Source organism: Candidatus Tisiphia endosymbiont of Nemotelus uliginosus (genome assembly GCF_964264835.1).
GTDB lineage: Bacteria > Pseudomonadota > Alphaproteobacteria > Rickettsiales > Rickettsiaceae > Tisiphia.
In genome coordinates this window covers 1466473-1488541 of record NZ_OZ183485.1, presented here as the reverse complement: position 1 = coordinate 1488541, position 22069 = coordinate 1466473, and the positions used below count along the sequence as shown (strand labels likewise).

The 22069-nt window shown below is 33.2% G+C and carries 21 protein-coding genes and 1 tRNA gene; 5 read left to right on the top strand and 17 right to left on the bottom strand.

Going from position 1 to position 22069, the window contains the following annotated elements:
• Positions 1-368: 368 nt before the first annotated feature.
• Positions 369-2213, bottom strand: a complete 1845-nt coding sequence (locus tag ACFELV_RS06595; protein ID WP_375327271.1) for a ComEC/Rec2 family competence protein — start codon at positions 2211-2213, stop codon at positions 369-371.
• Between the two features lie 22 nt (positions 2214-2235).
• Between ACFELV_RS06595 and ACFELV_RS06590 the strand changes: the two genes are divergently transcribed.
• On the top strand, positions 2236-2445 hold the full coding sequence (locus tag ACFELV_RS06590; protein ID WP_375327270.1) for a hypothetical protein: 210 nt from the start codon (positions 2236-2238) through the stop codon (positions 2443-2445).
• Between the two features lie 334 nt (positions 2446-2779).
• Here the strand turns inward: ACFELV_RS06590 and ruvB are convergent, their stop codons facing one another.
• Genes ruvB through ACFELV_RS06575 form a run of 3 tightly spaced genes read right to left on the bottom strand, consistent with a single transcriptional unit; the run spans position 2780 to position 4642 of the window.
• Positions 2780-3790 carry a Holliday junction branch migration DNA helicase RuvB gene (ruvB, locus tag ACFELV_RS06585; protein ID WP_375327269.1) on the bottom strand — a complete coding sequence of 337 codons (1011 nt, stop codon included), beginning with the start codon at positions 3788-3790 and terminating at the stop codon, positions 2780-2782.
• Positions 3783-4397, bottom strand: a complete 615-nt coding sequence (gene ruvA, locus ACFELV_RS06580; protein WP_375327268.1) for a Holliday junction branch migration protein RuvA — start codon at positions 4395-4397, stop codon at positions 3783-3785. The genes ruvB and ruvA overlap by 8 nt, the downstream gene beginning before the upstream one ends.
• Positions 4394-4642, bottom strand: a complete 249-nt coding sequence (locus ACFELV_RS06575; RefSeq protein WP_375327267.1) for a Holliday junction ATP-dependent DNA helicase RuvA — start codon at positions 4640-4642, stop codon at positions 4394-4396. Before ACFELV_RS06575 ends, ruvA begins: the two co-directional genes overlap by 4 nt.
• 149 nt (positions 4643-4791) lie before the next feature.
• Here ACFELV_RS06575 and ACFELV_RS06570 point away from each other — a divergent pair, with 149 nt between their 5' ends.
• From ACFELV_RS06570 to ACFELV_RS06560, 3 genes are all read left to right on the top strand, one after another.
• Positions 4792-6057 (top strand): MFS transporter, encoded by a 1266-nt coding sequence (locus tag ACFELV_RS06570; protein WP_375327266.1) that lies wholly within the window; start codon positions 4792-4794, stop codon positions 6055-6057.
• 60 nt (positions 6058-6117) lie between these two features.
• Complete coding sequence (locus ACFELV_RS06565; protein ID WP_375327551.1) at positions 6118-7872, top strand: ABC transporter ATP-binding protein; 1755 nt, start codon at positions 6118-6120, stop codon at positions 7870-7872.
• Between the two features lie 227 nt (positions 7873-8099).
• Positions 8100-8681 carry a hypothetical protein gene (locus ACFELV_RS06560; RefSeq protein WP_375327265.1) on the top strand — a complete coding sequence of 194 codons (582 nt, stop codon included), beginning with the start codon at positions 8100-8102 and terminating at the stop codon, positions 8679-8681.
• A 98-nt stretch (positions 8682-8779) separates the two neighbouring features.
• Here the strand turns inward: ACFELV_RS06560 and ACFELV_RS06555 are convergent, their stop codons facing one another.
• From ACFELV_RS06555 to ACFELV_RS06495, 13 genes are all read right to left on the bottom strand, one after another.
• Positions 8780-9457: a 7-carboxy-7-deazaguanine synthase QueE gene (locus ACFELV_RS06555; RefSeq protein WP_375327264.1), complete on the bottom strand. Its 678-nt coding sequence runs from the start codon at positions 9455-9457 to the stop codon at positions 8780-8782.
• A gap of 13 nt (positions 9458-9470) precedes the next feature.
• Positions 9471-10307 (bottom strand): rod shape-determining protein MreC, encoded by an 837-nt coding sequence (gene mreC, locus ACFELV_RS06550; RefSeq protein ID WP_375327263.1) that lies wholly within the window; start codon positions 10305-10307, stop codon positions 9471-9473.
• A 2-nt stretch (positions 10308-10309) separates the two neighbouring features.
• Positions 10310-11350 (bottom strand): rod shape-determining protein, encoded by a 1041-nt coding sequence (locus ACFELV_RS06545; protein ID WP_375327262.1) that lies wholly within the window; start codon positions 11348-11350, stop codon positions 10310-10312.
• Positions 11351-11645: 295 nt separating this feature from the next.
• Complete coding sequence (locus ACFELV_RS06540) at positions 11646-12734, bottom strand: LptF/LptG family permease (RefSeq protein ID WP_375327261.1); 1089 nt, start codon at positions 12732-12734, stop codon at positions 11646-11648.
• Between the two features lie 15 nt (positions 12735-12749).
• Positions 12750-12826: transfer RNA gene (locus tag ACFELV_RS06535), tRNA-Ile, on the bottom strand.
• Between the two features lie 122 nt (positions 12827-12948).
• Complete coding sequence (locus ACFELV_RS06530; RefSeq protein WP_375326208.1) at positions 12949-14028, bottom strand: IS4 family transposase; 1080 nt, start codon at positions 14026-14028, stop codon at positions 12949-12951.
• Between the two features lie 218 nt (positions 14029-14246).
• Positions 14247-14741, bottom strand: a complete 495-nt coding sequence (locus ACFELV_RS06525; RefSeq protein WP_375327260.1) for a hypothetical protein — start codon at positions 14739-14741, stop codon at positions 14247-14249.
• Between the two features lie 34 nt (positions 14742-14775).
• Positions 14776-15243, bottom strand: a complete 468-nt coding sequence (locus ACFELV_RS06520) for a lysozyme (protein ID WP_375327259.1) — start codon at positions 15241-15243, stop codon at positions 14776-14778.
• The gene (locus ACFELV_RS06515; RefSeq protein ID WP_375327258.1) at positions 15209-15718 is read right to left on the bottom strand and encodes a hypothetical protein; all 510 of its coding nucleotides are present in this window, start codon (positions 15716-15718) and stop codon (positions 15209-15211) included. The genes ACFELV_RS06520 and ACFELV_RS06515 overlap by 35 nt, the downstream gene beginning before the upstream one ends.
• Before the next feature lie 38 nt (positions 15719-15756).
• Positions 15757-16113: a hypothetical protein gene (locus tag ACFELV_RS06510; RefSeq protein ID WP_375327257.1), complete on the bottom strand. Its 357-nt coding sequence runs from the start codon at positions 16111-16113 to the stop codon at positions 15757-15759.
• A 19-nt stretch (positions 16114-16132) separates the two neighbouring features.
• Entirely contained in the window at positions 16133-16612 is a 480-nt protein-coding gene (locus ACFELV_RS06505; RefSeq protein ID WP_375327256.1) for a hypothetical protein, read from the bottom strand.
• Between the two features lie 97 nt (positions 16613-16709).
• Positions 16710-20261: a hypothetical protein gene (locus tag ACFELV_RS06500; RefSeq protein WP_375327255.1), complete on the bottom strand. Its 3552-nt coding sequence runs from the start codon at positions 20259-20261 to the stop codon at positions 16710-16712.
• Positions 20251-20886 (bottom strand): hypothetical protein, encoded by a 636-nt coding sequence (locus ACFELV_RS06495; RefSeq protein WP_375327254.1) that lies wholly within the window; start codon positions 20884-20886, stop codon positions 20251-20253. Before ACFELV_RS06495 ends, ACFELV_RS06500 begins: the two co-directional genes overlap by 11 nt.
• A 98-nt stretch (positions 20887-20984) precedes the next feature.
• On the opposite strand from ACFELV_RS06495, the gene ACFELV_RS06490 reads away from it, so the two are divergent.
• Positions 20985-22064 (top strand): IS4 family transposase, encoded by a 1080-nt coding sequence (locus tag ACFELV_RS06490; protein WP_375326208.1) that lies wholly within the window; start codon positions 20985-20987, stop codon positions 22062-22064.
• The last annotated feature ends 5 nt before the right edge of the window (positions 22065-22069 follow it).

Genomic DNA, 22069 nt, shown 5'->3' with positions numbered 1-22069 from the left:
TTGTTATGTTAAGGTTTAATGGGGATGCAACCAATTTGGGTTGTCAAGAAAATAGACTTTCTGCATAAATCTACTCATTACATAACCTCAATTTGATATAAGAATTATTAATTCTTATATCAAATTGGCTTTGTTATAAGGAAAAATGCATACTCGAAGCGATTCTTCATATGTATTTTAACTTTTTTCATCATTCAATAGATGATTTTAATAATTAAAATCATCTATTGTAATATTATATTTTAACAATCAGGTGTAAAACCGCTTTAAACTGATAGTTTCTATATATTTCTCTAAAATTCGATGTAACAAGTTATATCGAATCCAGGTTACATAGAAATCTTCACAGAACCTAGTAAAAAATTTTGTCAATAGAGCCTAAACCTATTATTATTGGTTACCACTTTACATTGTATAGGATTACAAAAGATCATTATGACTCCAGCTTGTTGTAAGTACTCTCTAGATAAAGTTATTTTATGACCTTGGCATTGATTTTTATCTGCTAAATTAAGATATATATCTACATTTTCACATTGTGTGTTATGCTCAATTGGTTGCGAATTGATAACGAGTTTATTGCCATCGGAAATAAATATGTTTTTTGGAGTCCTAACTATTTTAGCGTCTTTTTGGCCAAACCACTGTGCCCAATAAAGGCGTTTAAATTTTGATATTGTAGCTTGTGTGTTGATGCTACCCCGCCATGTGTTTCTTTGACTATTGAATTTATGAGAATAAGTATGAATTTCAAGTTTAGAATTATTATTTTTTAATCCTATATTATTGCTTGTGATATCAAAGATAAAATTAGGAACAGGAGATTTTAGCATTAAAATAAACGAAACTAATATTATTAGTACCCCTAAAATACGCCATTTTGTTTGCCATAAACAAATCCAAAAAAATCCCAATAAAAATATAGTTAAGCTAAGTTTACTGATATAGCCTACATGCCAAAGAGGGAAGGGTAATAATGTGGTAAATTTTACAGATTTAATGATTAAATCAATAAAAAACCCCATACAACTCAGACAATATTGCTCTATGCCAAATATCATGAACCATAACGACATAATTGCTAAAGGCATTAAAAAGAAAGACATTATAGGCACGGCAATAAGATTCATGATGATAGAGTAAGTAGGGAAAGTATAAAATTGATTTATTACCACAGGCGCTGTTACTACTCCGGCCAGAAGGCTTGAATAAATATTAGAAGCATAATAAAATTTTATCTTCGTAAATATTCCCTGATTTGCTCCTAAAATCCATTGATTCTTTAAGTAAAATTCATAACCACTAGTTAAAGACAATACCGCGATGAAAGACAGCTGAAAACTTGGGTAAAATACCACTTCTGGATTGATCGATAATATTATAAATGCTGCAGCTGCCAGGGAACGAAGAGGAAAAATTGCACGTTCTATCATCAGAGCATAAATAAAAATCGCTGTCATAATAAAAGCTCTAGTAGCAGCAATTTGCATATTGGTTAATTCTAAATAACTATAACTACCAATTAAAGAGCAAATTGCTGCAATAGATTTTATGTTATAATTATAAGCTATATAATTTGATAAATTTAATAGAAATCGTATCGCGATGAATAGGATAGTGGCCACTAAGGATAAATGTAAACCGGACACACAAAGAATATGAGATATTCCTCCTTGCCTCATCGCTTGCATTATATTTTTATCTAGAGATTTTGTTTCTCCCAATAATATTGCAGCTGCAAAATTGCCTTTAAGAGTACCAAGTACTTGTATTAATCGGGTATAAATATTTTTTCTAATATTATATAACAGTTTATGAGTAGTAAGGATATTATGGGATATAATTTCAGGAGGAGCTAATGCAAAGCCAGTTGCATCTAAATTATTAAAGTAAGCATAAAAACTAAAATCATAACCGCCAGGCAATAAGCTACTTTGCGGTCTGCAAAGTTTTGCTACTATTTTTATAGTGCTATTTATATCAATTTCTTTGGCATATTTTGCTGGGATAGTTATCCTAACTTTTGTTAGTTGTTGCGGTATAGGCGAGTATAATTGATACACTTTAACTTGATGCAAAGTAATTTGGATAGCATGATTACTAGAATGTATTTCTTTAATTATCCCCTGGACAGGGGAAATTATACATTCTTCAACTTTTAATACATTAGTATTATTGTTGGGTGCAAGCTGGTTGGTTATGGTATTATGCAATATGTTGTAGTTATTGGTGTATGTGCGGAATTTGCTAATTACCATACCATACGAGAAGGCAATTATTAACCTTAACATGAAGCGTTGCAATATGGCAGGTTTTGCCATTATTAAAGGCAAGGTAGTAGTAGGAATAGAGATAAGTAATAAAAAAGAAGGTTCGTTAGTTAAAGTAAAATACGTGACGATGCCCGCTATGAAGCTCACACAATACTACAAGCTAAGATTATGATATTCTTGTTCTAAGATATGGTTAATTGATAGAAAAGGCAGAAATAAGGTCATTTAAAAAATTAATAGTAGATTTTTAAATATATTAAACTACTTTAAGTTGCAATGCAAGTAGTTTAATATAAATATTCAAGGGTCAGTTGAATTATAAATTGATACAAAATAACCTTAATTTGATTCCTCTATCTACTCATTAGAGTGATCGTGCTATTTGTATAGTCAATTAATATACATTATGGACGTCGTGGCTCGTTGCTTTACCATCGTATCTTCTTCAGCTTCGCGCCTCTTCCAGCATCCCTAATTCATCTTAATTGACTATAGCAATTATTACTTTAAAATAATTTAAAATTTTGATTTACACTCTCAAGGCCCAAATGTTCAAAGGCGCTTTTAGTAATGATTCTTCCGCGCGGAGTACGTTGCAGTAAGCCTATTTGGATTAAATATGGTTCTATTGTTTCCTCAACAGCATCACGTTGTTCAGATAAAGCAGCAGCAATAGTATCGATTCCTACTGGTCCGCCCGCATAATTATCGGCTATAAATTTTAAATATCTATAGTCATTACTATCAAGACCTATTTTATCCACTTCTAAACGATTTAAGGATATATTGGCAATATCTTGATCAATTTCTATCTTACCCTCGACTGAGGCAAAATCTCTTACCCTTTTTGCTAATCTGATAGCAATTCTGGGAGTACCTCTGCTACGTCGCGCTATTTCCTCTAAGGCATCATTAGTTAAGTTAATTTTTAATAATTTACTAATTCTAATAAGAACTAATTTTAATTCTTCCACGTTATAAAAATGTAATCGTAGAGGGATACCAAATCTATCCCTTAGGGGGTTGCTTAAGAGCCCAAGTCTAGTAGTTGCTCCTACTAACGTAAAATTTGGTAGATTAATTTTTACCGTTCTAGCAGCTGGCCCTTCACCAATGATTATATCTAACGCGAAATCTTCCATTGCTTGATATAATGTTTCTTCAATATTAGTACTAAGCCGATGAATTTCATCGATAAATAATACATCTTTTTCTTGTAAGTTAGTAAGTATAGCGGCCAAATCAGCCGCTTTTGATATAGCAGGGCCTGAAGTAGTTTTGAAATTCACTCCCATTTCCTTAGAAATAATTTGGGCTAAGGTGGTTTTGCCAAGGCCAGGAGGACCATAAAATAATGTATGATCCAAATGCTCAGAACGATTTTTGGCTGCTTGGATAAAAATAGATAAATTTTCTTTAATCTGTTGCTGCCCGACAAATTCTGCTAAGTAACTAGGTCTTAAAGAAAATTCATGATCTGTGGGTAGTTTATCACTTGACAAAATATTTTTAGACATTAGTTCCACGGGCTTTTAATGCAAGTTTGATTAGTTCATTAATGGAAATATTTGCATTATTAGCAATAATTTCTTGTACTAAAGTTTGTGCTTCATTTCTGTTAACACCAAGAGAAGTTAAGGCTAATATCGCATCTGACATTATGCCAAGTATGTTACTATCGTGTTTACCATGAGTATTGCTCAGGTGGTGAGTATTTCCAAATGTGCTTGCAATTTTATCCTTTAATTCCACAATAATACGCTCTGCTAATTTACTGCCCACTCCTGACACCACTTTAAACGCCTCTTTATCTCTTGTCAGTATAGAAGATTGAATTTGTGAAGGAGATAAATTTGATAAAATCGTTAAAGCCATGCGAGTGCCTATACCACCTACAGATTGCAATAAATTGAAAAAATATTTTTCTTCAAAAGTTATAAAACCAAATAGATTAATGTGGTCCTCTCGTACATGAGTTTCAATTAATAATTGATATACTCCATTGACTTCTAATTGATTTAAAGTCATACTAGAGCAATATACTAAATATCCCACATCATTAACATCAATAATTACATAATCCTTAAAACACGAATCTATCTTGCCTTTTAATTTGCCGATCATAAATTATTGATCTTAGTTTTAATTTTTGCAGTGCGATTTTTTAGATAAATATGGGTAATTATAGGAGCCCCAGTTATAAAAGCAGCAAGAACATAATGTATTAATAAAGGGGTTTCTCCGCAATGACACTGCCCATCCTTAGGTAAAGTTTCTAATAATATAATGTTAGCAATAATAAAAGTAGCTATTAGATATATTATTGTATATAGTATATATTTAAGTTTTATCCATATATTTTTTATCATAATATCTTCTCGTTATGATCATAAAGTTATTTCAGTAATTGTTTTTACTATAAGCCAAAATTTGCTGTTGCTAAGTTGATATATAATTATTATATAACTTTAAATTTTTGTTTTAAAGCTAAATAGTAAAGTTTTCCTTAATAAAACATATGATAAGGCCTGCATTTTTAATTGCTTTTTTTACAATTATCGTACGCTATTATGATTATGCCCTCTTTGGATTCTCCGCCGCAACTCTAGCTAAGAATTTTTTCCCTACTAATACCGTATATAATCCAATAATACTATTTTATGCTGTGTTTAGTATAGCAGTGATCGCAAGACCTTTGGGGTCAATTATTTTTGGCTTTATTGGAGATAAGTACGGACGCGCGACCACAGTAAAAATTTCAGTATTTTTTGCTACTACCTCCACGATTTTAATTGGCCTTATTCCTAAATTTGATCAAATTGGCATATTTGCTACTTTAATTTTAACTTTTTGTCGGATGCTATTTTTTATCAGTCTAGCTGGTGAGAGTGAGGGGATAAAAATTTATGTTGTAGAAAAAGTGGGGAAATCTTATAAAAATTATGCTAATGGTATTGTAGTATGCTGTAGCCAAATTGGTGCATTGTTAGCGGCAGCAATGTATTATTTTGCAACAGAATTTACTAGCATTCAATATTTATGGCGTATTAATTTTGTTATTGGGGGAATATTTGGCTTACTCATAATATTTATGCGCCATTATTTTGAGGAAAGTGAAGAATTTATAAAATCTAAAAATATTCATATCTTTTCTGAAGTAAGATTCTTTGACTTAATAAAAATCATTAAGGAAGTAACAGAAAAATTTATTTTAGCTTTGATAATTAGTGGTACTATAGGAGGTATTTATCATTTTTTAATTATTTTTTGGGGGGTTTTTTTGGTTCAGTTTTCTTTAATTAATAACTTTTCTCAAGAGCAGAGGATAAATATACTACTAATAGCAATATATGCTATAATGTCTATCATTTCTGGTAAATTAGCTGATAAATTTTATCCTAAGTTGCAAATTATAATATCACTATTATTAAGCTTATGCGGAGTAATTGGGGCTCAACTTCTTCTACCTATTAATAATTATCTAATTTATTTTCCTATATTTCTTATAGTGCTTGCGCCTTTTTACATGATCCCCTTACAAATTATTATGCAATCTATATTTAATACTAGCATGCGCAATAGAATGTATGGTCTCTCTCATTCAGTGGGGGGTATGTTGCTTTCATCTACTACGCCCTTTTTTTGTACGAAATTGTGGCAATATTCTCATTCCTTGCCCTTAGTATTAGGGTTTTTATTGTTATTATTATTACTACTGTTTACCACAGTAGTTTATCTATATAACGGTAATAGGATGCATAAAAATTTTCATCAAAAATTATAAAATAAATAGGTTATTTTGTTAGCAGGCTCTAATAAATTTAAGAAACAAAAGTTACAAAAGATTAGCTTAATAAAATATGACTATAGTGCATATGTTACACTCAAAAGATTGGTAGGTGAATATATCAAACCTTATTTAAAGCAGCTAATGATTGCCGTATTTTTTATGGTGATTTCAGCGATTTGTTCTACTATTAGTGTCAAATTAGTGCAACCAATTATAGATCAATTATTTTTGACTCATGATAGTAAAATGCTGCTTATACTACCCTTAACTATAATATTAACTTTTGCTGTTAAGGGCATTGCCGAGTATTATCAAAGCTATTTAATTAAATTTATTGGTCAGAAAGTTTTAACTGATCTGCAGATTAAAATGTATGAGCATTTGTTATGTGCAGATATTTTATTTATTCAATCTCAATCCTCAGGTCGTTTAATATCTCGTTTTACTAATGATATTTCAATGATGCGGGGCGCGGTATCGAATTTGCTTGTCGGTTGTGCCAAACATCTGTTATCCGTTTTATTTCTAATAATATTAATGGTTAAGTTAGAACCAATATTATCCTGTATCGTATTCATTGTATTTCCCTTAGCCATTTACCCTATTCAAAAATTAGGGCGAAAAATTCGTAAAATATCTGGGCATGCCCAAGAAGATTTAGCTAATTATACTTCCAGGTTAGATGAGACCTTTCAATCCATTAAAATCGTTAAGTCTTTTTTGGGAGAAAAAGTAGAAAGCCATAGAGCATTATTGATTTCTACTAATATTTTGAATTTCTTAAAAAAAACTGCAAAATTAGATGCATTAATTTCGCCAATTATGGAAATATTATGTGGCACGGCTGTCGCAGGCATCATTTGGTACGGTGGTTACTTGGTTATGATGGAGAAAACTACGCCTGGGGCTCTTTTCGCCTTTATTACTGCTTTCGTCTCGGCCTATCGACCATTTAAAAGTTTAGTATCATTAAATGTCAATTTACAAGAAGGAATAGCTGCCACTAAGAGAATATTTAATGTATTAGATACCGAACCTACTATAAAAGATAAGCTAAATGCCAAGCTTGTGCAATTAAACAACCCAGAAATAATTTTTGATAAAGTAGGTTTAAGTTTCCCTCATAAAGCAGCATTAAAATTAATTAATTTAAAGTTAGAAAGAGGTAAAATCACTGCTTTTGTAGGGCGTTCTGGAAGTGGTAAAACTTCCCTTTCAAATTTACTGGTTCGTTTTTATGATCCTTCGACAGGAAAAATTTTAATTGATAATCATGATATTCAAGACATACAAATTAGCTCTTTAAGGCAGCAAGTAGCCCTAGTTACTCAGGAAACTACATTATTTGATATTAGCATTGCTGAAAATATTGCTTATGGCACACCTGATGCGGTGCGAGAGCAGATTATTACTGCTGCAAAGCAGGCAGATGCGGATGAATTTATTTCCCAGCTACCAGAAGGGTATGATACTATAATTGGTCATCAAGGCTCTACTCTATCAGGGGGACAACGCCAACGTCTAGCAATAGCTAGGGCTTTTTTAAAAGATGCGCCCATTTTAATATGGGACGAAGCTACCAGTTCTTTAGATCAGAATTCCGAGCAATTAATTTTCAATTCTTTATTAAATACTCGTAAAAATAAAACTACTTTAATCATAACTCATCGTTTGGCCAGTATTCAAGATGTAGATCATATAGTGGTTATGAAAGCTGGAATGATAGTTGAGCAAGGTACTCACTTGCAATTAATGGCTAATAAATGTGAGTATTATAAATTATATAATAAGGAAGCAGCAGCAGAATAATTTTTTTATCCTGAATCACCATTTCCCTACCTGTTAAAATTCTTAAATGATATTTAATATCTCCATAAAAATAATCTCAATATATTTATGTGTAATTTAAACACATTAATTAAAATTTTTTAATACATCCTACCTTTATATTGTTTAATTAATATTTAATAAATGTTAACCTTTAAGTTGTGTTAAGTATTAACATCTATTCACAATTAAGTTTATGGAGAATTATTATGTCTAAAGATAATACAATGTCAAAACCAACGGTTCGTCAAGTGCTACACCCGTTCACTAGTTTGTCTTCTGATGACATGAGTACAGGTTTAGCGCCTGGCCACTATCCTTGGGTAGCAGGTTCTATTTTACATGTACGCGTGCCTGGCAACCAAGCAGGTCCTTACACTATCCAGAATGAGATACCTAATAATACTATTCAATGTATAGTTAATTATTCTAAATACCCCGTACAATTTCATACCCAAGGCAAAACAACTTTAGGCTCTATGCCGGACAAATATGCAAGTGGACATTTAGTGGGCTCTACAGTAGAAATACATATAGATGCTGGTTCAGAAAAAGCAAAAATTCTTTTAAATGGTGGGAGTGGGCAGAAGCCTGAAAAAGTTGATACACAAGATTGGGTAAAAGTAAATGATTATAGCGCTTTGACTAAAATAATTGGCCCATGTGAAGTATATCTAAAACCTCAGAATTCTGACTCTAACCATCCTACAATAGATATAAGTCATGTGCAGCTAGAGCAAGGGGCAGTACTTGTTACCGGTGATGCTCACGGATTTGATGCAGTAGCTTAAATATAAATGCTTAACAACAGTTAATTACTAAACATCCTCATTTTTCCTCCTATTTAAACTAAAGTAGGAGGTTTTTTATATTCAGTTTAAGGAATTTTTTACTCTATTCCTAAAATTTTATGAGTTTGCAAGGAAAGACGATAGCCATAGTTAAGCGCTAGCTCAACAGCAAGTTTTTCATTTTCTTTGTTAATAATGTGATTATTTTGATCCATAGGCTGGACAAAAACTGGAATATTATATTTGCTTTGTCCTAGCTCAGGTATATAGGAATAGGCCAGGATATTTTTAGCAACTAAAAACTTCATTGCCTGAAGACGAATTATTAAGTCTTCTCGTATAGGTAAGTAGCGATTTTTGGCCACTTTAGGGGAACACACTATCTGCACTTGCTGAGCAATATTGCGATATAACGTGCCATTAGTTTCAATTTGTACGGCGAATTTTAAGTTTACCAAACTATCACATAATAGTTCAATAGCCTGACGGAAAGGTTCTCCGCCAGTGATCACTACCAAATTTATTACTCTCTGCTCATTTAAATTATGAGATAGAGTTAAAACCTTTTCAATAATTTCTTTAAGGCTTAAAATATTAAAGTCTTCAAAATCAGTATCACAAAAATGGCAAGCAAGATTACATCCGCCAAGACGAATAAAGACAGCAGGAGTTCCTACCAAAGGGCCTTCTCCTTGGATAGTTTTGAAGATATGTTTTATTGCCAGGTTAGTGCCATCATTAAAGGTGGGAGATCTTTTGGGATTTTGTCCAAACATATATTTATTTAATCTATTTGGGCAATAATATATTAACAAATTCTGTTTTAGACAAATCTACTACTGGCTGTACACTGATATCTCCTTGCTTGATATTATTAACATACCCTACCGTAATACCGGCAGGATATATATTACCATGGCCAGAGGTGATTACTTTTTCTCCCTTTTGTACGAGATGAGCTTTGGGTAAGTAAAGAATTTTACCATCATTGGTTCCTCCACTCATAATACCTTTTTCTCTTGATACAGCTGTAGTGATGGGAATTCGAGAGTTTACATCGTTAATTAAAATTACTTTTGAGTAGTTATTGCTAACTTGTATTACGCGTCCAACTAATCCTTCAGCGTGAGTAACTATTTGATTAATTTCTACTCCATGTTTGGTGCCTGCAGACATCACTGCAGTTTTACTAAAAGGGTTGAGAGAGACGCTAATTAATCTAGCACCAATATGTTTATATTGCTCTTCTTCTACCACTGACAATAACTTTTTAAGCTCAGTATTTTCAGCTTGAATCATATATAGTTCGTTCTGTAAATGCTTTAATCGGGCGACTTCTAATTTAAGGTCAATATTTTCCTTTGCTAAATTTTTAATGTACCCAATATTTTGAGTTAGTAGGTTAATTTTCTTAAACAAAGCCTTGTGCACTGAGAATATACCAGAAATACAATGACTTACAATTTCTAAAGAAATATTAGTTAGTTGCTGCGGAGAAGATATATAGATATAGAATGATAAGATTAAAAAAAATAAAATAAAAAGTCGTTTTAAAGTGATAAATATAGACTTTATGAATATTGATACTTCATTAGTATTTTTTATTCTATTTTCAATTAAGGCCATCGTTAATCTTGTTTAAATAACACATGTTTTAGTTTAGGAAAATCTTCTAATACTTTGCCAGTTCCAAGGGCAACGCAAGATAAGGCATGCTCAGAAATTATAATTGGTAGATTAGTTGCTTCTTTTAGTACATAATCAAGGTTCCGTAGTAATGCGCCTCCTCCTGTCATCACAATACCTTTATCTACAATATCAGATGATAGTTCAGGAGGAGTAGATTCTAAGGCAACCTTGACTGCTTCAACAATTTGGCTGACTGGCTCAATTAAACTATCAGCTATTTGTTTTTCATTCAATAACATTTCTTTGGGAATTCCATGTACTAAATCACGTCCCTTAATTTCCATTACTCTTGGTTCTAAATTATCGTCTACGAAAGCAGTCCCAATTTCTTTTTTAATTTTTTCTGCTGTCGCTTCCCCAATTAATAAATTATAGTGCCGCCTAATGTACGAAATGATTGATTCATCCATTTTATCTCCGCCAACACGTACCGATCTAGCATAGACAATACCACCTAATGATAAGACTGCTACTTCTGTGGTGCCGCCGCCTATATCAACAATCATGGAACCAGTGGCTTCGGTGACAGGTAATCCAGCGCCAATCGCTGCTGCCATTGGTTCTTCAATTAAATACACATCTCTTCCTCCTGCACTTTCGGCTGCTTCTTGGATGGCTCTGCGTTCTACTGGAGTAGACCCAGAAGGTACGCAAATGATAATCATCGGCCCGGTAAATGATCGGCGATTATGTACTGTTTTAATAAAATATTTGAGCATTTCTTCTGCTCCTTTAAAATCAGCAATAACTCCATCTTTTAAAGGTCTTTTGGCTTCAATATCCGTGGGAGTACGGCCTAACATAATTTTTGCTTCGTGCCCAAATGCATAGGGCTTAAAGGTACCATTTTCTTTAATGAGGGCAACTACTGACGGCTCATTAAGTACGACCCCTTTACCTTTAACATATACTAAAGTATTTGCGGTGCCTAGGTCGATAGCGATATCCGATGCAAATTTACTAAAAAATTTTGCCAACATTTTGATTTCTCCTAAACTCAAATTTATAACTCTTTTCTCTCTATTGATCAACAACCTTTGAGTGTTTTTAATAGATTATTTATGTAGTAGCAGGAGCGAACTGAGATTAATTTCCTACATTTATTCATGAGACTGCTATCATTATATAATAACCCCCCCAGTCTACTCTTCGGCGCTTAAGAGTTGATTTTTTCATTTGATCAAAGTTTCACGTGCTCTCACATACTTGCCTTTCGCTCTACGCGCTCACTTATGGAACATAAAATCCAACTCTTGAAAATCCATTAAGAGTATATCAAGCATGCCTAGCAGGGGTAATAAACAGGTTACTTATTAATAATATACAGATATTTGGTAATAACACTGCTAAAGCTGGCGTGATTGTATTATAAGAAAGCATTTTGACTGCAATTTCTAGGGCAAAATAAGTAATAAAGCCTATAAATAAACCAAGGATCAGAACTTTACCTTGGATATTATTTTGTTGTTTTAAGTTAAAAAAACAAGAAGCTAATATTACCATAATCCCCATAATTATTGGTTTAAATAATTGCTTATAATAATAAATTTTATAATTAAGTGTTGGTAATCCTGCCTCTACTAATTGTTTTATGGTTAGGGGTAAGTCCCATATTGAAATCATTTCAGGATTAATAAAATTATCTAATAGTTTATTTACTGACAAAGTAGTGGGAATATTCAGCTGACTGTAAGATTGTACACTTTGACCATCATACATTTTTGCCGCAGTGATGTCTAAGTTATTATCAGTTAAAATGGCATAGGGTGCATCAATTCTTTTTAAAAAATTATTATTTTGATCCAACATTAATAAAGTAAAACCTTTTAGCTTATTATTAGCTATATCAATTACTTTTGTTTGTACTATTTGTTTAGTAATATTATTCTGCTCCAGAAATAATATACCTGATTGGGATATTCTAAAATTAGCAGAGGTTTTATTTGTTAATTTGGCTTTTAGTTGTTCGTATTTTTGTAAGCCAATGGTACCAATAGGGTTACAGATGGTGGTTATTAGGATACCAAATATTATTGCAGCGATAGCGGGAATTAATATTATTTTCCAAATATGGATACCATTACATAACATTAGTAGTAATTCATTATATTTTGTTAGTTTTTTGAGTAAGAATAACATAGCACTAAAGCTAATTAGTCCGCTTATTTCATTAAGAAAATATGGGATTTTGTATAATACAAGTTTCCAAAAATAGTGGGTTGGTATATATAAAGATTTGAATTGTTGTAAAAGATCAAAAATATTAGACAGAATTAAGATCCCAGTAACTATCAGTGAGATATTGATAAAACAACCACAATATAATCTTAATAAATAGATGGAAAGTATTTTAAGGTTAATCATTATTTTAAAAATGATTGGTGGGCCCGGCAGGACTTGAACCTGCGACAACACCGTTATGAGCGGTGGGTTCTAACCAACTGAACTACAGGCCCTTTAACAATAATTGTTAAAGTCTTATATAATTATTAGGGTATGAAGTCTAGCAAAATTTTATAATAATCAAAAAGTTTTAGTTAAAAGTCAATAGATATAAATTACCCATAGTACCCCACACTTATTGTTGAAGTTGAAAAGCATGCATAATGTGTTTTCGTAGTAATGAAAACAACATAGCAGGGGTATCACTTAACGAGTTATAAAAATAATCTTTTATCCAATCAAATCCGTAAGTAAATAATGAGTATAATTTACGACCATGTTTTTTGATCTTTATAGGATAAATTTTGTTCTTAATGTCACCAGCAAGCACGCAAATAGCTAAGGATAAAGATACTATTGCAAATAGTTTTTCCAGCTTTTTTTGATCTGTAATGTGGGTATCTTCAATATTAAATCCAGATGACTTGAGAGACAGAAAAGGTCGCTCAATGCTCCACCTCTGCTTATATGCTAGCAAAGCACATTCACCAATAAGCACATTACTAGCAATAAATAGTTGCTCTCTTTCTAATTGCAAACAAGTTATTTTAATTGCCATACCATTGTAAATTTTGCTTTCTATAGTTTTAGTGTCACCCATTTGCATATCGGCAAAACATTTATTCAACTTCATCTTGCCACCGTTGAAATGCTTGACCTTCTCACTTTTTCTTAGCCTGATAGCAAAAGGTAATTTTTGGATTCCACCCATATATTGCAACCATTCCTCACCAACAAATTCCCGATCGGCAAGGATAAGCTCTATCATTTCCTTAGGTATAATTGTTAAAATTTGCTCAATCAATTTCTTTCTTTCATTAGTAGAAGAGTTGCCTTTTTTATCAAGTAACAACCATGCTATAGGAATTGAAATATTACCATAAACGATAGTTGCAACAAAAAAATTCAAATTTTTAATACCAAATTGCCAGCTGGTTCTATCTATGGCAAGGCTAATTTTACCTGTTAGACAGAGCAATTTAACAATAATTTTCCCTAAACTTATAAAGCACATATTTTGTTCTAAAAGCAAACGCTCAACTTTAACAATCTTGGCATGCAAATTGCCTTTAGAAGCGACATACAGTGCTAATTCTTTGATTCTCACAGTTTTAGCTTTTACTACTGCACAAATTAATTCTGCAAATGTTTTAATTCGTGCTGGGTGCCAATCTAAAAATATGTATAATATTTGGTATAGTGATTGAGAGTCCATTAATACCTCCTGTTGCTTGTTTCTCAGCGGAGATTAGTGACTCTCAGTCACTTATTCAATTTATTATTTTAACCCTCCTGTAAAATCTGTGGGGTACTATGGTTTTTTATAAAACTTTCTATTTTGTGAAAAAACAGGGGTTTTTGTCCAAAGTCCAAACATTAAACTCAGGTTATAATAGACTCAAAATTTATTTCTGTAAAGGTAATGACTGTCAGTTAATACAGTCTAAAGGTGCGAGTGGAGATTTCTTTGATATATATAGCATACAGGTCGGGAAAGTCGTCTTTAAACTTAGGTATTTCAAAGGTTTTGCGAGTAGAGCTTTTCCATGAAGCAAGAATATAATCCCCTTTTTTTAAGTAAGTATGCAGCTGCATGTAGTTCATTACTTCAAGTTTTAGGTTATTTTCCGTGCAGAGTAGCTTTTGATGCAACTCCTCCAGCTTATGCAATTCTGCTACTTTCTCGGCTATCAACTCATTTGCTTCAATGATATTTTGCTTAGCAATATTATCACTGGAAACTGCATAAAATTTTCTTGCTTGTTCGATAGTTTGTGGTATTAACGAAGGAGTAGGTGAAGTCTGCTTTACCGTGTTATTTAGCACAACCCCTTGAGGTTTATTTTTCTTTTTGTTTAAACTAGGAGCATGTTGTTCTTGATTCTTATCTTGTTCTTGATCTATATTGTGGTTAGTTTGGCTTAGCATTTTACTCCTCGTTAATATATTCTTCCGATTTTATTTAAGTCCCTTGCAAAAATATTTCCCTTTCCAATAATCGTCTCTTTACCAAACCATTAAGCTTAATACCGCCAGCATGAACCCATCTAGGAAATTCATCAGCAGCTAATAAATATTCACCACGCAGTAGTTTTTGCCTTAAAGTTGAAGCTTGAAAGGCAGCAGCTCCACAGTTGAAAATAAATGATATCAAAGCTCCCTCTTGGTAATAGCTTAATGGTATGCGGCAATGTCGGTAAATAGTGGATTTAGCTTGTGCCATATCCTGCTTCAGTAAGCACTCTGCTTGTTCTTTAGTAATACTCTCAAACTTTTGTTGTTGTCTATTGTCTTTGATAACATGCCCCCAACCGATAGTCTTTAATCCAGCCGGACAATAATAAGGTTGTAGTCTCAGTCCTTCGAAGGTTTTAATTATATATTCCGCTTTATTATTAATAGCCATGAGTTTTACCGTTACCATTGCCATTAACGTTACCATAACCATGACCGTAGCCATTAATTCGGTATCTACCAAAGGCTCGATGACCAAACCAAAAGCCAATAACCGCACAGAATATCCCCTGATCCTCATTACTCCATATTGTGGCAATTGATGCACCATATTTTAGGAAAATTGCTATTTTTAAGGATGCATAGAGTAGAAAAAAGATATAAGTAATCGTTGGTCTAACACTGGCAGATAAACTATTTACCCAATTACTGTTAGTGGTGTTGCTTGCTATTTGCATGCCAGCATATTGATACAGATACTTACTCTCATCGCTATCAGCTCTAATTTGTATTTCCTCAAGCCGAGAATTATGCCCAGTCTTTAAAGCTTCTATCTGCCGGTCAATTAATTTCAGCTCATGTTCCTTATCTTTTTTGTCCTTAAGGAAATGAAAAATCTCCGGTATAAAACTACTACAAAATCCTATAAATGCACTTAACATTGCTATCATACTATTACCACTACCATCTTTATTATTATTCCATGAGCTTAATAGGCATTAACAGAGCCACAACTACTGCCACCAATAGTTAGAACCCTATTAGCAATATCAAGGGTAACATCACCTGCAACATTGTTAACGCCGGCGTAAGTTTTCCAAGCCGTTACCGTGATAGTAGAACCTATACTTAATCTGCAGGATGGTGTATTAATACCGCCGTTTATGTTACTTGGTAGTGCTAAAGTCCAAGACTGACCAGTAGTATTGTATCTTTGAGTTTGTGCCTGAGTTTGTAAATTAGCAACTTGAGTAGTTAAACTATTAATCTGTAGTTGTTTTTGATTAACACTTTGCTCTAAATTATCTATTGTATTTAACAAACTTTCTGTTTCATCTTCTGCCATAATATCTGATAAATGCAAGCTAGCTAGCTAGGGAAGTTAAGCTTTGACTTAAATCATTATTACTGTTAAGACTAGTAATGTTATTAAGACTATTACTCTGACTATTAATGTAGATAATATATTTTATAGTTTTACTATTGCTAGGAATACGGTTAATCAGGTTCTTGAGATTATCTCTACCGATTCGGCTAGTTAAGTTCCATGGCAGGACGATATATTGAGCTTCATCATCAGAAGTTACGACTACTTTGCTAAAAGGGTGTTGATCGCCGACAAAAAAGCTTAAGGACTCTCTAGAAATCGTTATAATATCCGTGCCATTGCTAGTTTCTACCTGCACTTCCGCTCTATCTACTTGGCTAGGAGCAAAAATCTTACCCAAGTTAAATTTAGCAATATCCGGTAAATGATCACTATTGCTGGCATAGACAGTCTTCATGATTTTTTTAAGATTTTGGATATCTTTTAACTTGTTAAACTTGACGGTGATTTTTCGCATAAAACCCTCTTAATATTTGTATTCTAGAGGATTTATTATAACATGGTAATTTATACTTTGCATCATGTTTTGTGATATTTTTACATCATATTTATAGTTATCTTTTTTGATAGCAATTCAATAAATCAGGGTTTATAGTTAGCAGATTGAGTGCTATAGGTAAATAAAATAAATTCCTGCCCGGAATATTACGACAAACTAATTGCTCAGCCAAGTCTTTTGCCTTATCTTCATTGCCGTCCCAAACATGGCTATAGATCGACATTACATCATTTACGTCGGCAAGAATCGGTCCAAGCATTGCTTGACTAAAACTATGACCATACCGATTATAACGACTAAAGATAAAATCACTCAAAAACCCTGCTCCCCCTCCTTTTAGTATTGCAGCTTGGAATATCTTAGGATCAGTTAAATCTGGCATTTCTTCACCTTGCAATAGGTTTTTAGCCGCTAGTGATAAATAACCACCAATAGTGGCTAAACTAAACATAGTAGTTACTATTTTAGGGCTAGTTAAACCGCGAATAATATCTTTTCTGCTACCAGTTCGTTTATTTAATGGTAGTTGCCCCACCACGTAATCTTTTAACGGTCTTGCTATATAAGTAATTGGATATTGTTTGAATTGCAGTAGCATTCTTACCGCTACTCCAAGCGGAGTACCAGCATTAGTACCAAGAGTAGTAAAGTATCGTTCCGACGCATGAGCTTCCGGAATGCCGGTATCGACTCTATCTCGTAAATATCTTCGAAAATTATTTTTAATAGCATCTGCTAATCTTAATGCATCATCAGTAGTAAATTCTTTATTAGTCGATTTGATAAAATGATCTTTTAGGACATCATGCGGTATTTCTGTGGTAGGGATGATATATTCTTTACTATCGGCTGCTTTTTGTACTAAAAACTTATATAATTGCCAGTTACTTTCATTAATGCCGTAACGTTCTAATATTGTTGTTAATTGTCTTGGAGCTTTGGCATAAGGTCTTTGCACGTGATAAGCAAGATGATTGGATAATATTAACCCCAGCGTTGATTTAAAGCTATTATTCCACCAATCCATTAGGTTAATTTTGAAATAAAAATTAGTAGCTTTGGTTAGCATGCCAGCTATTGGCTGCTCAGCATTTAGCTCCAAATAACTATGACCCAACAGATTTTCAATTCCCACTCCTAGTAATCTAGCACATTCTTTCTTCTCTTTAGAACTAAAATTATAGGTTAGAGCTTTCACAATATTGGCAAATGCTTGAATCATTGGCAAACCATGATACATTTGCTCTGCTACAAAAACGGCACTATCGGGTATTGAAGACAAAGTGATATTACCAAGGCTAGATAATATCTTGATATTACGCAAATTTCTATCAATATTAGCTAGTAACGGATTATCAGGAGTAACACCAATCATTAAATCAAGTATATCATCGAGTTTTTTCCTACCTAAAAACTCTAATTCAGCTAAAGCAAGTTTATCATTATTCGCCGCTTTTTCTTGCAGTCCTTCTATATAATGTTCTTTTAAATTATTTAAAGTAGCCCTTGGATTACTGCCCATGCTCTCTAACAATCCACTAGCTTTGCCAAGTTTTTGTAAATTAATTGCTATCGAATGCGATAAATTATGCGTACCAAATATTTCATTATATTTAAGCCAGCTATCAACTGATTTAAAATGTAATTTCCTTGCTGATTTGAAATATTTAACTATATCAGTTAGATAAAATGAGTTTGGTAAATACTCGTCACATTGATATAAATGCTTACCAGTTGCTAGATTATTAAAGACTTGCTGCAAATCAATATCCTTATCCATTATTTGCCAATCAAGTAACGGGCTAATAAATTCTTGCCAGCTGGCAAACCCAGCCTGTCTTATAGCATAGGCGTTATGTGACTGACGAGTAATATAGCCGGGTAATTGCTCGATATTTGCCCCGGCTCGGTTGGCTCGAGCTACTGCCGTACTTTGCCATTTATCAATAATTTTGGCACAAGCTACTGCCTTGGGAGAATTAGTTGCCCTCTTATCTTGACCGGTAAGATTATAGATTTCTTGTGCTATTGCTCCTTGATAATGTTTATCTTTAAATATTGCCAATAAGTCGGCTTTGATTAAATCATTGATTAAACCGCTTTCCAATTCTCGAGCAATAGTTACTTGCCTTAAATTAACTTGTTTTAAGTAATCTTTAAAACCTTCTGATGGAGCAAGAGGAAAACGATCGATATAATTCTTGGCTTCTTCTAGTAACTCATCTTTGTTAGCTAGTTCATTGGTTGAATGTTTACTTTGTTTAGCTATTTCATTTTGCTTTATTATTTTAGTCTTTTTTATTTTCTCTGTTGTTGTCTGATAAATTGTAGGTTGAGATTGCTGCTCAAAGATTGATTTAGCATTATTTGGATCATTTAAATCAATAAACTTACCGTCCTCCAATTGCCTAGCAGCAATATATAAATCTATGTGATCAAGGTCATAAGCTTTAAGTTGTTGTTGCTCTGATTCTAATCTATGGTAAATACCACTATCTATATTTTGTAATCGCTGGTGAATCTCCATAAATTCAGCATCACTGCTATATTTGTCATAGATTCGCCATAATTTATTTCTTTGTTCATTTAACTGTTGTATAAATATCTTAGGTATTTTATCTTCTTCACCACCGGTGGCAAACAATTGATGCAGCGTTTCCTCAAACTTAGCTAAATGCTTTTCCTGCTGAAAAAATTCTGGAAACTTAGTACTGCCTTCCTGCCAAATATTAGCTTTAATAGCTTGAGCCTCAGCAATATTTACTGAACTATGCTGCGTATCGGTTTGATGTATACCAGCCGGATAATCAGTCGGATAAGTTTTACCTTTTAATTTATTTATAAGATTTTTAAATTGTTGATTAATTGCCGGATTATTAGTAGCAACATCTTCGGACAATAGCCCTGATGGCAAATAATAACGATCTTTTAGTTTTTTAAAGCCGTAACCAAGACTATGCGATATACCATGTAGACCAGCTCCAAATACTCCGCTAGCTAAAATATTATGCACACTATCACTTACATTATAGTCAATTTGTTCTAAGCTACGTTCACGGTGCATAAAAGGTTCGATAGCTGTTTGTCCAACTACTCCGCCAACCAAACCTTTCAGTAAACCGGTTTTTAATGTTCCATATTTTAAGCCAATTGCCGCCCACTTTGCTTGTCCACCAATAGGTATAAAACTTGCTGCAATATTAACCGGGTTAAGATTACTGCCCAATAGTTCAGCGGCAAACTTGCCTACTTCTTCCTGTAAACCACCTTTTCCTCTAGCCATTATATATTGGTCAATCTCTCGTTGTTGCTTTTTGGCAATTAGATACTCCACCATATCAACTGTCATAGATGGATCATATTGCAAACCAGAATCTGCATATTTTTGCTTAAATTCCTCCTCGGAGATGGTTGGTAAATCAATATATTTGGCTATATCTTGCATTTCAGGTGATAGCATATATTTAAGCTTGTCCCTTAAATATATACTAGAATCAGTAAAACCAAGGTTTAATGCAGCATGCCATACATCCAAGCTTGCTGCACCAAGATTATCAAGACCAAAACTATCACCTCGTGGTTTAGCTAGCAATATTTTACTGTACATATTGTTCCTCATAGCCTGTTGTTTCAAACCATGGGTTAAGCAATCTATCCATCGTAGAAATAGGATCGTTTAATTGTCTTAAAGGCACGGTAAATATCGTGCTAGGTGAAGAAAATAACGGATGACTACCTCGTTCATCAAAATAGACAAAATATACTGCTTTCTTATCCTCCGTTAGCCTAAATTGTCCATCACTTAATACTTCCTTTATCCTCCTATCAAGAGCTTGTTGTATTTGTTGATTACTATAACCTTGACCAAATGAGCTAGTTATATCATAGACAATATTCCCCTTGATTATATCACGCCGTAATTTGTTTAAATGATAATTTACATAAGTCCCATCAAGCTTCACTACTTCCCCTTGATCTATTAGGTTAGCTGGCACGTAGAAATTAGCCAGCGGCTTGATATAAGATTTACTTACCAACTCATTAATCGCTAATTGAGTAGCCATCTTGGGTGCTAAATTTTTGTGATGTTGATAAAAACGGGCTAAATGATATATACCGTCTTCTATTAGATTAACTTCTGCCGTATTCTCTGGTTGATCAAACAACATCTGCCGGACAAAATCCTTGAGAATCGTATTTTGCCCGATTTCCTGCTTAATAGCTAGTTTCATAGTACCCCACAGATTTTACAGGAGGGTTAAAATAATAAATTGAATAAGTGACTGAGAGTCACTAATCTCCGCTGAGAAACAAGCAACAGGAGGTATTAATGGACTCTCAATCACTATACCAAATATTATACATATTTTTAGATTGGCACCCAGCACGAATTAAAACATTTGCAGAATTAATTTGTGCAGTAGTAAAAGCTAAAACTGTGAGAATCAAAGAATTAGCACTGTATGTCGCTTCTAAAGGCAATTTGCATGCCAAGATTGTTAAAGTTGAGCGTTTGCTTTTAGAACAAAATATGTGCTTTATAAGTTTAGGGAAAATTATTGTTAAATTGCTCTGTCTAACAGGTAAAATTAGCCTTGCCATAGATAGAACCAGCTGGCAATTTGGTATTAAAAATTTGAATTTTTTTGTTGCAACTATCGTTTATGGTAATATTTCAATTCCTATAGCATGGTTGTTACTTGATAAAAAAGGCAACTCTTCTACTAATGAAAGAAAGAAATTGATTGAGCAAATTTTAACAATTATACCTAAGGAAATGATAGAGCTTATCCTTGCCGATCGGGAATTTGTTGGTGAGGAATGGTTGCAATATATGGGTGGAATCCAAAAATTACCTTTTGCTATCAGGCTAAGAAAAAGTGAGAAGGTCAAGCATTTCAACGGTGGCAAGATGAAGTTGAATAAATGTTTTGCCGATATGCAAATGGGTGACACTAAAACTATAGAAAGCAAAATTTACAATGGTATGGCAATTAAAATAACTTGTTTGCAATTAGAAAGAGAGCAACTATTTATTGCTAGTAATGTGCTTATTGGTGAATGTGCTTTGCTAGCATATAAGCAGAGGTGGAGCATTGAGCGACCTTTTCTGTCTCTCAAGTCATCTGGATTTAATATTGAAGATACCCACATTACAGATCAAAAAAAGCTGGAAAAACTATTTGCAATAGTATCTTTATCCTTAGCTATTTGCGTGCTTGCTGGTGACATTAAGAACAAAATTTATCCTATAAAGATCAAAAAACATGGTCGTAAATTATACTCATTATTTACTTACGGATTTGATTGGATAAAAGATTATTTTTATAACTCGTTAAGTGATACCCCTGCTATGTTGTTTTCATTACTACGAAAACACATTATGCATGCCTTTCAACTTCAACAATAAGTGTG

Coding starts and splice junctions, on each gene's coding strand:
- ACFELV_RS06515 (WP_375327258.1), bottom strand. CDS start 15,718: ATGATAGCAATGTTAAGTGCATTTATAGGATTTTGTAGTAGTTTTATA.
- ACFELV_RS06490 (WP_375326208.1), top strand. CDS start 20,985: ATGGACTCTCAATCACTATACCAAATATTATACATATTTTTAGATTGG.
- ACFELV_RS06530 (WP_375326208.1), bottom strand. CDS start 14,028: ATGGACTCTCAATCACTATACCAAATATTATACATATTTTTAGATTGG.
- ACFELV_RS06510 (WP_375327257.1), bottom strand. CDS start 16,113: ATGGCAGAAGATGAAACAGAAAGTTTGTTAAATACAATAGATAATTTA.
- ACFELV_RS06560 (WP_375327265.1), top strand. CDS start 8,100: ATGTCTAAAGATAATACAATGTCAAAACCAACGGTTCGTCAAGTGCTA.
- ACFELV_RS06505 (WP_375327256.1), bottom strand. CDS start 16,612: ATGCGAAAAATCACCGTCAAGTTTAACAAGTTAAAAGATATCCAAAAT.
- ACFELV_RS06495 (WP_375327254.1), bottom strand. CDS start 20,886: ATGAAACTAGCTATTAAGCAGGAAATCGGGCAAAATACGATTCTCAAG.
- ruvA (WP_375327268.1), bottom strand. CDS start 4,397: ATGATCGGCAAATTAAAAGGCAAGATAGATTCGTGTTTTAAGGATTAT.
- ACFELV_RS06570 (WP_375327266.1), top strand. CDS start 4,792: ATGATAAGGCCTGCATTTTTAATTGCTTTTTTTACAATTATCGTACGC.
- ACFELV_RS06500 (WP_375327255.1), bottom strand. CDS start 20,261: ATGTACAGTAAAATATTGCTAGCTAAACCACGAGGTGATAGTTTTGGT.
- ACFELV_RS06545 (WP_375327262.1), bottom strand. CDS start 11,350: ATGTTGGCAAAATTTTTTAGTAAATTTGCATCGGATATCGCTATCGAC.
- ACFELV_RS06555 (WP_375327264.1), bottom strand. CDS start 9,457: ATGTTTGGACAAAATCCCAAAAGATCTCCCACCTTTAATGATGGCACT.
- ACFELV_RS06575 (WP_375327267.1), bottom strand. CDS start 4,642: ATGATAAAAAATATATGGATAAAACTTAAATATATACTATATACAATA.
- ruvB (WP_375327269.1), bottom strand. CDS start 3,790: ATGTCTAAAAATATTTTGTCAAGTGATAAACTACCCACAGATCATGAA.
- ACFELV_RS06540 (WP_375327261.1), bottom strand. CDS start 12,734: ATGATTAACCTTAAAATACTTTCCATCTATTTATTAAGATTATATTGT.
- ACFELV_RS06525 (WP_375327260.1), bottom strand. CDS start 14,741: ATGCTAAGCCAAACTAACCACAATATAGATCAAGAACAAGATAAGAAT.
- mreC (WP_375327263.1), bottom strand. CDS start 10,307: ATGGCCTTAATTGAAAATAGAATAAAAAATACTAATGAAGTATCAATA.
- ACFELV_RS06520 (WP_375327259.1), bottom strand. CDS start 15,243: ATGGCAATGGTAACGGTAAAACTCATGGCTATTAATAATAAAGCGGAA.